Annotated in this window: 11 protein-coding genes and 2 pseudogenes; 3 read left to right on the top strand and 10 right to left on the bottom strand. The window is 67.8% G+C overall.

Annotated features, from left to right (window positions below):
- Together VKI00_RS07975 and VKI00_RS07970 are read right to left on the bottom strand one after the other, a co-directional pair.
- Positions 1–1,472 (bottom strand): annotated as a pseudogene (locus VKI00_RS07975) (primosomal protein N'); the annotation flags it as partial.
- A 53-nt stretch (positions 1,473–1,525) separates the two neighbouring features.
- Positions 1,526–2,257, bottom strand: a complete 732-nt coding sequence (locus VKI00_RS07970; RefSeq protein WP_324436544.1) for a lysoplasmalogenase — start codon at positions 2,255–2,257, stop codon at positions 1,526–1,528.
- Between VKI00_RS07970 and VKI00_RS07965 the strand changes: the two genes are divergently transcribed.
- Genes VKI00_RS07965 through VKI00_RS07955 form a run of 3 tightly spaced genes read left to right on the top strand, consistent with a single transcriptional unit; the run spans position 2,256 to position 5,698 of the window.
- Positions 2,256–3,200 (top strand): alpha/beta hydrolase, encoded by a 945-nt coding sequence (locus VKI00_RS07965; protein ID WP_324436542.1) that lies wholly within the window; start codon positions 2,256–2,258, stop codon positions 3,198–3,200. The genes VKI00_RS07970 and VKI00_RS07965 overlap by 2 nt on opposite strands.
- Positions 3,201–3,220: 20 nt before the next feature.
- Positions 3,221–4,186, top strand: a complete 966-nt coding sequence (locus VKI00_RS07960; RefSeq protein WP_324436541.1) for an alpha/beta hydrolase — start codon at positions 3,221–3,223, stop codon at positions 4,184–4,186.
- 24 nt (positions 4,187–4,210) lie between these two features.
- On the top strand, positions 4,211–5,698 hold the full coding sequence (locus VKI00_RS07955; RefSeq protein WP_324436539.1) for an NAD(P)/FAD-dependent oxidoreductase: 1,488 nt from the start codon (positions 4,211–4,213) through the stop codon (positions 5,696–5,698).
- Here the strand turns inward: VKI00_RS07955 and VKI00_RS07950 are convergent.
- The 8 genes and pseudogenes from VKI00_RS07950 to carB form a co-directional block, all read right to left on the bottom strand.
- On the bottom strand, positions 5,695–6,501 hold the full coding sequence (locus tag VKI00_RS07950) for a hypothetical protein (RefSeq protein ID WP_324436538.1): 807 nt from the start codon (positions 6,499–6,501) through the stop codon (positions 5,695–5,697). The genes VKI00_RS07955 and VKI00_RS07950 overlap by 4 nt on opposite strands.
- 93 nt (positions 6,502–6,594) lie before the next feature.
- Positions 6,595–7,806, bottom strand: coding sequence for a methionine adenosyltransferase (metK, locus tag VKI00_RS07945; RefSeq protein ID WP_324436536.1), 1,212 nt, complete (start codon positions 7,804–7,806; stop codon positions 6,595–6,597).
- A gap of 86 nt (positions 7,807–7,892) precedes the next feature.
- Positions 7,893–9,152 (bottom strand): bifunctional phosphopantothenoylcysteine decarboxylase/phosphopantothenate--cysteine ligase CoaBC, encoded by a 1,260-nt coding sequence (coaBC, locus tag VKI00_RS07940; RefSeq protein WP_414687146.1) that lies wholly within the window; start codon positions 9,150–9,152, stop codon positions 7,893–7,895.
- Positions 9,153–9,197: 45 nt separating this feature from the next.
- The gene (gene rpoZ, locus VKI00_RS07935; RefSeq protein WP_324436533.1) at positions 9,198–9,524 is read right to left on the bottom strand and encodes a DNA-directed RNA polymerase subunit omega; all 327 of its coding nucleotides are present in this window, start codon (positions 9,522–9,524) and stop codon (positions 9,198–9,200) included.
- A gap of 65 nt (positions 9,525–9,589) precedes the next feature.
- A complete protein-coding gene (gene gmk / locus VKI00_RS07930; RefSeq protein ID WP_324436531.1) occupies positions 9,590–10,216 on the bottom strand; it encodes a guanylate kinase in 627 nt (208 codons plus the stop codon).
- 18 nt (positions 10,217–10,234) lie between these two features.
- Positions 10,235–10,552: an integration host factor, actinobacterial type gene (gene mihF / locus VKI00_RS07925; RefSeq protein WP_003932123.1), complete on the bottom strand. Its 318-nt coding sequence runs from the start codon at positions 10,550–10,552 to the stop codon at positions 10,235–10,237.
- A gap of 492 nt (positions 10,553–11,044) precedes the next feature.
- The gene (gene pyrF / locus VKI00_RS07920; RefSeq protein WP_324436499.1) at positions 11,045–11,881 is read right to left on the bottom strand and encodes an orotidine-5'-phosphate decarboxylase; all 837 of its coding nucleotides are present in this window, start codon (positions 11,879–11,881) and stop codon (positions 11,045–11,047) included.
- A pseudogene (gene carB, locus VKI00_RS07915) lies at positions 11,881–12,714 on the bottom strand (carbamoyl phosphate synthase large subunit); the annotation flags it as partial. The pseudogene carB and the gene pyrF, both read right to left, overlap by 1 nt.

Raw genomic sequence — 12,714 nt, 5'->3', positions numbered from 1 at the left:
GCACGCAGATCCTGACGGCCCAGCAGCGCCCAACTGTCCAACAGCAGCGCCGCCCCGTACCCGCCAGAAGCGGGCGGTTCCGCGCCGGGCGTGGCGACCACCAGCGCCGGGCGACCGTCGACCTCGGACACCACGGCTTCGCCGGCCGAGGTGATGACCGTCGTCCCCGGAAACGCCCGGCCCAGCTCTTCGGCGGTGCGCCGCGCCCCTACGACGACAGCGCGCACCGCATCCGACCCGCAGCGGGCACACCGCAGCGCGGCGTCCGAACGGCCGCACCACCGGCACACCGGACCCGACCCGTCGCGGTCGTCCAAGGACAGCGGGCCGGTGCATTGCCGGCAGCGGGCGATCGCCCGGCAGCGCCCGCAGGCCAGCGACGGGACGTAACCGCGCCGCGGCACCTGCACCAGCACCGGCGCGCCCGCCTCTAACGCCGAGCGCGCGGCGCGCAGCGCGACGGACGGCAGCCGCGCGGAGCGGGCTGCCGGATCCCGCTCCTGGGCATATCCACCGTCGTCGAGCGCCACCACCCGTGGGCTGCGGGCACGCACCACCGGCCGCGCGGCGACGATGTCCTGCGCCCATCCGCTGCGCGCCAGCGCGTGAGCTTCGGCGGTGCGGGCGTAGCCGCCGATCAGCGCCGCACACCGCATCTGGTGGGCGCGCAGCATCGCCACCTACCGGGCATGCGGATACGGTGCCCGCGGCTCGGCCAGCGTGTCGTCGCCGTCGTCCCACACCATCACCAGCCCCAGATCGCTCACCGGCGCGAACACCGCGCTGCGGGTGCCGATCACCAGCCGTGCGCTGCCCCGCAGCGCGGCCAGCCAGCGCCGGTATCGCGCGGATGGGCCCAGACCTGCCGACAACGCCACCACCGCGGACTCGTCGAGCAGCGTCGTCGCGGCGCGCCTCATCGCGTCCACGTCCCGCTGATCCGGCACGATCGCCAACACCCCGCGACCCGTCCGCACCGCCTGCGCGGCGGCCTCAGCGAATCGGTCCGCCCATACGTCACCCGGCAGCACCTGCCATACCGCGCGAGCGGCCCGCGACTCGCCCAGCGCGGTCAGGAACTGTCCGCCGCGACCGTATATCTCCCAGCCCGCCCGGTCGACGTCGGCGACGACGGGAAGCTTTGGCGGCGTTGAGGTTTCGCGTTCCACCTTGGCGTGCCGCGGCGGCACCGCCAGCCGCAGCACGTCGGCGCGGGTGCCGGCGTAGCGCGCCGCCACGGCATCGACCAGCCGCCGGATCTCCGGGGTGAGCACCGCTTCGGCGGACACGACGCGGTCGAGCCAGGCCAGCTTGCCGACGTGATCGGTGTCGGTGCGGCGCTCCAGGATGAAACCGTCAACCAGCCTGCCGTGGAATCGGAGCCGCACCCGCACCCCGGGCTGGGCGTCGTCGGATTGCTCCGCGGCCACCAGATAGTCGAATTCGCGATCCAGATGCGGCACCGACAACATCGGCAGCACCCGCGCAATCGGTTCGAATGCGGCGGCCTGCCTGGTCCGCGTGGTCACTCGCCAGGTGTAGCAGAGTTCGCCGACACCCGACCGAAGAAGAAGCCGGCGGTGATCAAGATCTGCGCCGCCGCGTAGGCCCACCAGATCGGCACCGCCAGCACCTCGCTGCCCAGCACGAACCGGCCGATTCCGATCATCGCGTCCGACCCCGCGAAGCACACCGCGCCGACCGCGGTCCAGATCGTGGGCAGGCGCGCCAGCAGCGCCGCACACACCATGGCGCCCAGCACGACCATGTAGAGGGTGACGGGAATGGTCAACCCGTCGTGCCCCAGGTTTGGCCAGAACCACACCAGCAGGGCCGTGCACGCCAGGCAGATCGCAGCGACGGCGACCAGGCGCGGCCGCGACCGAGCCGACGTCCTCGCCAGTGGGACCAGCGCACCAAGAAAGCACAGGTGCGCCAGCAGAAAGGCCCCCAGTCCGAGCACGAAGGACGGCGTCCACGATGGGATGGCCAGCAGCGCGTCGCCGGCTGCGGAGAAAACCAACGCCGGCATCAGCCAGCGCCGCTCACGGACAATCGGATGCGCCGCCGCCGCGAACGCCAACAGCAGAGCCATCGATGCCTTGAACGCGGGCTGGATTGCCCATTGTCCGGTCAGCTCAGCACCGGGCGGTGAACGCAAGGCGGTCACGGTCAGAAACACCCCGTAGGCGACGCCGGCCCAACCGGCGGCCACCCAGGCACCGACTACGATCCGGGGTGCGTACGGTGTCTCCATGCCCACCGTCGACGACCCTGGTCCCGCCATCGACCCCATTCTGCAGAAGGTACTGGATGCGGTGCCATTCCGGTTATCCGCTGCCGAAGGAGTCGACGCGGCTCGCCGGCGGCTGCGGGATCTGCCGCGGCGCGAGTTCTATCCGGAACTGCGCGTCGAGAAACGCAGCATCGACGGGCCGGCTGGCCCGATCAACATCCGAATCTATTGGCCGCCAACCGATCACGTCGCCCCGCCGGTGGTGGTATTTTTCCACGGCGGCGGCTTCATCGCCGGCGACCTCGACACCCATGACGGCATCTGCCGCCAGCACGCGGTCGGCGCCGATGCCGTGGTGGTGTCCGTCGAATACCGGTTGGCGCCCGAGCACCCCTACCCCGCTGCGGTCGACGATGCTTGGGCCGCAACGCAATGGGTGGCCGAGCAGGGCAGCGAGCTCGACGCCGACGGCGGACGGCTGGCGGTGGCCGGCGACTCGGCAGGCGGCACCATCTCCGCGGTGATCGCGCAGCGCGCCCGCGACAACGTCGGGCCACCGATTCGCTTCCAGCTGTTGTGGTATCCCTCCACCATGTGGGATCCGTCGTTGCCGTCGTTCACCGAGAACGCCGACGCGGCCGTCCTCGGCCGCGATGCGATCGCCGCGTTTTCCCGTTGGTACGCAGGCGAAATCGACCTATCCGATCCCCCACCCGGGATGGCGCCGGGACGGGCCGAGAGCCTGGCCGGGCTGCCGGCCGCCTACATCGCCGTCGCCGGACACGACCCGCTGCGCGACGACGGGATTCGCTACGGCGAACTACTCGCCGCGGCTGGCGTTCCCGTCGAGGTGGACAACGCCGAGACGCTGGTGCACGGCTACGTCGGCTACGCCGGGGTGGTGCCCGCAGCGACGGCCGGGCTCGACCGCGGGCTGGCAGCACTGCGTGCCGCCTTGCATTAACCGGTACGTAAGGTGGGCTCATGACGGAGCCGACCACCGCCCGACCGCAGATCGACTCGACGCTGAGGGTAATTCTCGACGCGTTCCCGCTGACGTTCACCGCCGACGACGGCGTCGAGGTGGCACGCGCGAAACTGCGCCAGCTGAAGGCGCCCCCGGAAATGCTGCCCGACCTGCGCATCGAGAACCTGATCATCAGCCACGGCGACCACGCCGACATCCCCGTCCGGATCTACTGGCCGCCAGGCGACCAGCAGACCGACCTCCCGGTCGTCGTCTTCTACCACGGCGGGGGTTTCGCGCTCGGCGATCTGGACACCCACGACCCGGTCGCTCGCGCGCACGCCGTCGGCGCCGAGGCGATCGTGGTGTCCGTCGACTACCGGCTCGCCCCGGAACACCCGTTCCCGGCCGGGGTGGACGACTGTTGGGCGGCCCTGCACTGGGCCGCCGAGCACGCCGCCGCGCTCGGCGGCGACCCGAATCGGATTGCCGTTGCCGGTGATTCGGCCGGCGCCAACCTGGCGGCGGTCATGGCGCACCTAGCGCGCGATAACGGCGGACCCAGGCTGGCTTTCCAGCTGCTGTGGTATCCGACCACCGCCGCGAACCTGTCGCTGCCGTCGTTCACCGAGAACGCGGACGCGCCGATCCTGAACCGCGACGTCATCGACGCGTTCCTGACCTGGTACATCCCGGGCGTCGACATCACCGACCCGACCGCGCTGCCGGCCACCATGGCCCCGGCCAACGCGAGCGACTTCAGCGGCCTGGCGCCGGCCTTTATCGGCACCGCCGAGCATGATCCGCTGCGCGACGAGGGTTCGCACTACGCCGAACTGCTCAACGCCGCGGGTGTGCCCGCCGAACTGAGCAACGAGGCCACCATGGTGCACGGCTACGTCAGCTTCGCGTTGCTCATACCGGCGGCCGCCGAGGCGACGAACCGTGGGCTCGCGGCCCTGAAGGCGGCCCTGCATCAGTAAGCCCGGCGCGATACCGTCTGCACCGTGAACGGCGATTCTCCCGACCACCACACCCTCATCGTGGGCGCCGGGTTCTCGGGCATCGGTGCCGGCATCAAGCTCGATGAAGCAGGATTCGACGACTACCTGATCGTCGAGGCCGGCGACGACGTCGGCGGCACGTGGTACTGGAACACCTATCCCGGTATCGCCGTGGACATTCCGTCGTTTTCTTACCAGTTCTCCTTCGAGCAGCGGCCGGACTGGTCGCGGACCTACGCGCGGGGCAACGAGTTGAAGGCCTACGCCGACTACTGCGCCAACAAGTACGGGATCCGGCCGAAGATTCGGTTCAACACCAACGTTCTCGCCGTGGAGTTCGACGACGAGCGGTCGCTGTGGCGGGTGCACACCGATCCGGGCGGAGAGGTCACCGCGCGATTCCTGATCAACGCCAGCGGTGTGCTCACCGTGCCCAAGCTGCCCGACATCGACGGCGTCGACTCCTTCGGCGGTGTCGTGATGCACACCGCCCGCTGGGATCACAACCAGGATCTGTCCGGCAAGCGGGTCGCCGTGATCGGCACCGGCGCCTCGGCCGTGCAGCTGATCCCCGAGATCGCGCCGATTGTCAAAGAGCTCAAGGTATTTCAGCGCACACCGATCTGGTGTTTCCCGAAGTTCGACGTGCCGCTGCCCAAACTGGCGCACTGGGCGATGCGCCTACCCGGCACGAAGACACTGCAGCGGCTGATCAGCCAGACCTACGTCGAGGTGACCTTTCCCCTTCCGGCGCAGTACTTCACGGTGTACCCGCTGGCTCGGTGGATGGAGTGGGTCGGCCGGGCCTATCTGCGCCGCCAGGTCCGCGATCCCGCGGTGCGCAAGCAATTGACCCCGCAGTACGCAATCGGCTGCAAGCGGCCCGGCTTCCACAACACGTATCTGTCGACGTTCAATCGCGACAACGTGGAGCTGGCGACCGCGCCGATCGAAAAAGTCACGCCGTCGGCGGTGGCCAGCACTGACGGCATCAGCCATGACATCGATGTGCTGGTGCTGGCCACCGGTTTCCACGTGTTGGACTCCGACAGCATGCCGACCTTTGCGGTCACCGGCAGTGGCGGCCTGCTGCTGACCAAGTTCTGGGATGCGCACCGGATTCAGGCCTATCAGGGCGTCAGCGTTCCCGGCTTTCCCAATCTGTTCAGCGTGATGGGCCCGTACGGCTACGTCGGGTCGTCGTACTTCGCGCTGATCGAGGCGCAGACGCACCACATGCTGCGCTGCCTGAAGCGGGCCCGTCAGCGCAACTCCACCCGCGTTGAGGTCACCGAGGAGGCCAACGCTCGCTACTTCGCCGAGGTCATGAGCCGCCGGCACCGCCAGGTGTTCTGGCAGGACAGCTGCCAGCGGGCCAACAGCTACTACTTCGACAAGAACGGGGATGCGGGGCTGCGGCCCGCAACCACGTTTGAGGCGTACTGGCGTAGCCGGCGTTTCGACCTCGACGACTACCGGTTCACCGGCTAGTGAAACCCTTCGACAGCTTCGGTTGGCTGGCCACCCGAAACCTGCTGTAGGGCGCGCAGGTGACGGCGGTAGGCCGCGCGGCCGACCGCGGTAAAGCCGTACCACCAGCGGCCATTGTGGTGATGCACGTTAATATATTGTGCCGCAACAAGTTCAGCTGTCTGTCGGCGGAATTCCTGATCGGTGAGCCGCAACGTCTTGGCGAAGAATCCGGCCTCGATCGAGTCGACGCCGGCCAGCATCGCGCACACCATGATCTGCTGCCTGGGCTCGATCACCGGGTCTACCGCCGCCGGTTGGTCGGGCGTTTTCCGCATCGAACGGGCATCGATGCCGTACGGCTCGACGTGCCAGGGCAGCATCACCACGGCCAGCACCGGCACGATGAACACGACGAAAGGCACCAAGTAGGCCATCGGGGTTCCGCGGTGCGCGATTACGGGGAGCCAGGCCCAGTGATGCAACAGCGCCACCACGAGCAAGCCGGCCGTCGCCAACACGGCGACCACGCCTAACACGCTGAGCATGCTGGTGAAAAAGAAAACGCGACGCGAGAAAAGGCGAACTCGGCGCGGGCAGATGAACCGCGTCCGGCGAGATTGCCACCACGTCGCCGCCAGCGACGCGGCCGGAAGAGCGGCTGCGCCGACCAGCATTACCAGTAACGACTTCGACCCACAGCAGAAGGCGAAGCCGGCCGCCCACGCCACATAGAGCAGTAGCGAAGGCTCAAACCTGGCGTAAAACAGCCGCCGGGCTGCACGCACATCCGCCAACGAGCCGCTGTGAGACGTGACAACCATGCTTGTCAATGTATCGCGATCCAGATGCGCCAGCGGACGCAAAAGCCCCAATTCCGGTAGCAGGCTTTTGCGTCCGGTCGCCCGAAACGAAAACTAGATGGCGCGTTTGAGGTCGTCGACCTTGTCGAGCTGCTCCCAGGGCAGGTCGATGTCGGTGCGACCGAAGTGCCCGTAAGCGGCGGTCTGCGCGTAAATCGGACGCAGCAGATCCAGGTCGCGGATGATCGCGCCGGGCCGCAGATCGAACACCTCAGGCACAATTTTCTCGATCTTGACCGGATCGACGGTCGCGGTGCCGAAGGTCTCGATGAACAGGCCCACCGGGGCGGCCTTGCCGATCGCGTAGGCCACCTGCACCTCGACCCGCTCCGCCAGCCCGGCGGCGACGATGTTCTTGGCCACCCAGCGCATCGCGTACGCCGCGGAACGGTCCACCTTGGACGGATCCTTGCCGGAGAAGGCGCCGCCGCCGTGGCGGGCCCAGCCGCCGTAGGTGTCGACGATGATCTTGCGGCCGGTCAGCCCCGCGTCTCCCATCGGACCGCCGAGGACGAACTTGCCGGTTGGGTTCACCAGCACCCGGGTCGACGACGAGTCCAGCGTGTCGTGCGCCAGGTCCGCGAGCACCGTCTTGAGCACGTGTTCCCTGATGTCGGGATCCAGCGTCTTATCCAAGTCGATGTCCGCCGCGTGCTGGGTGGACACAACCACGGTGTCCAGCCGGACCGGGACGTCGTCCTCGTACTCGATGGTGACCTGCGTCTTGCCGTCCGGACGCAGGTAGGGCAGCACGCCGTTCTTGCGGACCTCGGTCAACCGCCGCGCCAGCCGGTGCGCCAGCGCGATCGGCAGCGGCATCAGCTCGGGGGTGTCGTTGATCGCGTAGCCGAACATCAGACCCTGGTCGCCGGCCCCCTGCGAGTCCAGCGGATCCGCGGCACCCTCGACGCGCGCCTCGTGGGCGGTGTCGACGCCCATAGCGATGTCGGGCGACTGGGCGCCGATGCCGATGTTCACCCCGCACGAGGCGCCATCGAAGCCCTTGTCCGACGAGTCGTAGCCGATGTCGAGGATGCGCGCGCGAACCGTGTTGGTGATGTCGGCGAACGCCTCTTTCGCGGTCGTCGTCACCTCGCCCACCACATGCACCTGTCCGGTGGTCACCAGCGTCTCGACCGCGACACGTGAGTGCGGGTCATCCGCCAGCAGCGCGTCGAGGACCGAGTCGCTGATCGCGTCACAGATCTTGTCGGGATGCCCCTCGGTGACCGATTCGCTGGTGAACAAACGACCGTTTTCGCTCACGCCCTCGTCCTTCCAAATCACAGTTGGATTGTTAGTTAGGCAAATTATATCTTTAGCCGCCCGCCCCTTTCGGCCAGCCTTGGATGTTACGGGTGCGAGGTGGCGGAGCCACCGCCCCCGTGCAGGAACGCAACGATTGCATCCACGATACGACTGGCCATCAGCGTCTTCGAGCCGTGCTGCAGCGCTGACTCGGTACCGTCGGCTGCCAGCAACCAGCCGTCGTTGTGGTCCACCTCGAAGGCCTTGCCCTCACCGACGGCGTTCACCACCAGCAGGTCGCAGCCCTTGCTGCGCAGCTTGGCGCGAGCATGGAACAGCACGTCGCCGTTGGCGTCGCCGGTCTCGGCTGCAAAGCCGACGATGGCCCGCATGTTGGGCAGCTGGCCGGCGGCCCTTGCCTGCACCGCCCCGGCCAACACGTCGTCGTTGCGGACCAACTCGATCGTCGGCGGTTCCTGAGCGCCTTTTTTGATCTTGGCCGTCGCCACCTGTGCCGGCCGGAAGTCCGCGACTGCGGCAGCCATCACCAGGACATCGGAGTCGGGTGCGTGCTTGGATACCGCGTCGTCGAGCTGTTGGGCCGAGCTTATCCGCACCACCTCGACACCGGCCGGATCGATCAGCCCGGCGGTATGCCCGGCTATCAGGGTGACCTCGGCGCCGCGCTGGGCGGCGACCCGCGCCACCGCGTAGCCCTGCTTGCCCGAGCTGCGGTTGCCGATGAAGCGGACCGGGTCGATCGGCTCGCGGGTGCCACCGGCGGTCACCAGTACCTTGACCCCGGCCAGGTCGTAGGGCATCGCGTCATGCCGTTCCAGCAGCAGCTGGGCAAACGTGACGATCTCCTCCGCCTCGGGTAGCCGGCCCGCGCCGCTGTCCGCACCGGTCAGCCGCCCAGATGCGGGTTCCAGCACCACAGCGCCGCGGCGTCGCAGCGTGGTCACGTTGTCGACGGTGGCCGGATGCTGCCACATCTCGGTGTGCATCGCCGGTGCGAACAGGACCGGGCATCGCGCGGTGAGCAGCGTCGCGGTCAGCAGATCGTCAGCGCGACCGTGCACCGCCCGGGCCAGCAAGTCGGCGGTGGCAGGCGCGACAACGACGAGATCGGCCCCCTGGCCGATGGCAACGTGGGGCACCTGCGGAACGTCTTCGAAGACACCGGTCTGGACCGGCTCACCGGACAGCGCCTCGAAGGTGGCGGCGCCGACGAAGCGCAACGCGGATTCGGTGGGGATGACGCGGACCTGATGACCCGCCTCGGCGAGTTGGCGAACAACGGTGCAGGCCTTATAGGCGGCGATACCCCCGGAGACGCCGACGATGATCCGCTTGGCGTCCATCCGCTTCTCACCCGAGAGGCTCATGACAAGCCCGCCGCGATCCGGCTACTCGCCTTCGGTGTGCTCGAGCAGGTCGCCGTGGATCTCACGCATGGCGATCGACAGTGGCTTCTCCTGAAGCCCCGGCTCGACCAACGGGCCGACGTATTCGAGGATCCCTTCGCCGAGCTGGTTGTAGTAATCGTTGATCTGCCGAGCGCGCTTCGCCGCGTAGATCACCAGGGCGTACTTGCTGGAAACGCGCTCGAGCAACTCGTCGATGGGCGGGTTGGTGATGCCCAACGGCGTGTCATAGGCGCCTATCCCACCCGATGCCGGATCGAACTGGTCGGGGACGGCGGCTAGTGACCCGTCGGTATGCGAGGTACTCACGTAAGACTTTCTCCTGGTGGCGTAGAACGGTCTGCGACTAATGATGAATCGAGTCTGATGGCGGATCACGCCGTACCCGGCGCTTGTTCCACCAGCAAGGATACCAATTCTGCGCACGCAGACTCCAATTGACTGTTCACGACTACCTCGTCGAAGTCGTCCTGAGCCGCCAATTCCGTACGGGCGGTGGCGAGACGGCGTTCAATCACCTCGGGTGTCTCGGTCCCCCGGCCGATCAGTCGGGCCTCCAAGGCTTCCCAGCTCGGCGGCGCCAGGAACACGCTGATGGCTTCCGGCATCGCCTGCTTGACGGCTCGGGCGCCGGCCAAATCGACCTCGATGAGCACCGGGTGCCCGGCGGCCGTGGCGTCGCGGACTGGCCCGGCCAGGGTGCCGGACCGGTGCAGGCCGCTGTGAATCTCAGCCCATTCCAGCAGGGCGCCTTCGTCGATCAGTTGTTGGAAGCGGGCCGGGGTGACGAAGTAGTAGTCGACGCCGTCGACTTCGCCCGGACGCGGTGCCCGGGTCGTCGCCGAAACGCTGAAATGCAGATCGGGAATCCGCTCCCGCAGGCAACGGACCAGCGTCGACTTTCCTACCGCGGATGGACCGGACAGCACCACCACGCGTCCTGCGGCTTGTGCCTCAAGACGTGCGTCGCGGCCACCGTCCGGTCCCCCGTCGGCGCTCACCGACTCTCCTGGCGCTGCCTAGGAGAAGTCGAACTTTTCCAGCAATGCCTTGCGCTGACGATCGCCAAGCCCACGCAGCCGGCGGGTCGGGGCGATTTCGAGCTCAGTCATGATCTCCTGCGCCTTGACTTTGCCAACCTTCGGCAACGCCTCCAGTAGCGCAGAAACCTTCATCTTGCCCAAGACCTCGTCGGTCTCAGCGTCCTTCAGCACCTGCTTGAGATTGGTGCCGCCGCGCTTCAGCCGATCCTTGAGCTCGGCTCGCGCTCGACGTGCGGCGGCAGCCTTCTCCAACGCGGCCGCGCGCTGCTCGTCGGTCAACTGGGGAAGAGCCACGATTCCTCCGTCTCAATCACTTATCGACAGCTATCGATCTTTGTTTGTCTCGGCTGGGTAGTCCAGCCAGCGCAGACGACCGTACCCACGCTGCCTGACGAAATCTAACCCGCCCCCCTGGTTGAGGCCATAAAGGCCCAGCGTGTGGCGTCGTGGAGGGGTATCTCAAGTCGCTGTCGGCGGGGGCCAAGCCGCTGTCCCGGACGGACCGGTTCGCGCTCAAGAAAGCGGCTCTCACCAGCAGTTTCTCTCCGCTCCGGCCGGATCGTGGTTTGTCCAGGACGCGTCGCGCCGGCCACCCGGGCACCGCTCGGAAAGCAGAAACTGCGCCGATTACGTATGTCGCGGCGTGTCGCGCGTGTCGCCGGGCAGGCGCAGCACTGTTCGCAGCGGGTGGTCGACCGGTTTTCGTGTCATTTCGGCCGCCAAAACACCATGAACTACACCGAGTAGTAGTTGCGCTGCGCCCCCATAGCGGCTCTTCGATCGCCGCTAGCCGGCTAGGTAGGCGACCGCGTCCCGCATCCGCTCACCGGCCGTCCGCAGCGCCGAGACGTCGGGACCCGCCCGCAACACCTCGCGCGACACCGCGGGCAGTAGCTGACCGGGAACCGCCCCACCCAGACCGCTCAGCGCACTGGGCCGCCCGCCCTGGGCGCCGATACCGGGCACCAGCACCGGTCCGCCCAGCGCGCTGACATCGGGCGGCTGGAAGACCGTCGCTCCGATGACCACGCCGACCGATCCGGGCTCTCCCGGATGTATCTGGTCATTGGTCCGGTTGATGACAGCTGCCTGGTCGACGATCTGCTGGGCCACCGTGCGGTCATCGAAGCGGGCACGCTGCACAGTCGCGCCCTCCGGGTTGGAGGTTGCCGCCAGCACGAACACCCCTCGGTCGTGCGCGGCCGCGGTCTCCAGCAGCGGCCGCAGCGAACCGAAACCCAAATAGGGCGAGGCCGTTACGGCGTCGGCAGCGAGCGGCGAGTCGCCCGCCCAGGCAGCCGCGTAGGCGGCCATCGTCGATCCGATGTCGCCTCGTTTGGCATCGGCCAGCACCAGCACGCCGGCATCGCGCAGCGCGGCGATGGTGCGCTCCAACACCGCATATCCCGCCGCGCCGTAGGCCTCGAAGAACGCGACCTGAGGTTTGACGACGGCGAAGTCGGCGTAGGCCTGCACGCAGGTGTCGCAGAATGCGGCCAGGCCGTCGGCGCCGACTGGCAGATCCCATGCCCGTAGCAGTTCTGGATGCGGGTCGATGCCCAGACACAGCGGGCCTCGACGCGATACCGCGTCGGCCAGCCGGGCGCCGAACCCGGATGTCATTAGTGGCCGCCGTTGTTCAGCGTGCTGTGCAACTCCTGCAGCGAGCGCACACCAATGACGCCACGGATACCGGCCTCGATGCCCTGGACGGCCGCGGAGGCGCCCTGCACCGTCGTCACGCAGGGGATGTTCACTCCCACTGCCGCCGAACGGATCTCGTATCCGTCGATGCGGGGGCCCGAGTTGCCGTAGGGGGTGTTGATCACCATGTCGACCTCACCGGCGCGGATGGCGTCGACCGCGGACATCGCGGGCCGGCCCGGCTGCGGCGGTTCGAAATGCTTGCGAACCTCATCGCAGGGAATCCCGTTGCGGCGCAGCATCTCCGCGGTCCCCTCGGTGGCGAGCACCCGAAAGCCCAGATCCGCCAAACGCTTGACCGGGAACACCAGCGACCGCTTGTCGCGGTTGGCCACCGACACGAAGATGGTGCCCTCGGCCGGCAACGACCCATAGGCGGCGGTTTGGCTCTTGGCGAAGGCGCTGCCGAAGTCGCGGTCGATTCCCATCACCTCGCCGGTGGATTTCATCTCCGGACCCAGCAGTGAATCGATGGCGGCCCCGTCCGCACGGCGGAAGCGGTGGAATGGCAGCACGGCTTCCTTGACGGCGATCGGGGCGTTCTCCGCCGCGTGGCCACCGTCGCCCGATGCTGCCAGCATTCCTTCGCTGCGAAGCTGGGATATCTTGGCGCCCAACATGATCCGGGCGCAGGCCTTGGCCAGCGGGATCGCTGTGGCCTTGGACACGAACGGCACCGTGCGGCTGGCACGCGGGTTGGCCTCCAGCACGTACAGCACGTCGTCCTTCAGCGCGTACTGCACGTTGAGCAG

This window comes from Mycobacterium sp. (assembly GCF_035314665.1).
In the GTDB taxonomy this organism is placed as follows: domain Bacteria; phylum Actinomycetota; class Actinomycetes; order Mycobacteriales; family Mycobacteriaceae; genus Mycobacterium.
This window is presented reverse-complemented; position numbering and strand designations above follow the sequence as displayed.

Coding starts and splice junctions, on each gene's coding strand:
- VKI00_RS07965 (WP_324436542.1), top strand. CDS start 2,256: ATGCCCACCGTCGACGACCCTGGTCCCGCCATCGACCCCATTCTGCAG.
- coaBC (WP_414687146.1), bottom strand. CDS start 9,152: ATGGACGCCAAGCGGATCATCGTCGGCGTCTCCGGGGGTATCGCCGCC.
- VKI00_RS07950 (WP_324436538.1), bottom strand. CDS start 6,501: ATGGTTGTCACGTCTCACAGCGGCTCGTTGGCGGATGTGCGTGCAGCC.
- VKI00_RS07970 (WP_324436544.1), bottom strand. CDS start 2,257: ATGGAGACACCGTACGCACCCCGGATCGTAGTCGGTGCCTGGGTGGCC.
- pyrF (WP_324436499.1), bottom strand. CDS start 11,881: ATGACATCCGGGTTCGGCGCCCGGCTGGCCGACGCGGTATCGCGTCGA.
- VKI00_RS07960 (WP_324436541.1), top strand. CDS start 3,221: ATGACGGAGCCGACCACCGCCCGACCGCAGATCGACTCGACGCTGAGG.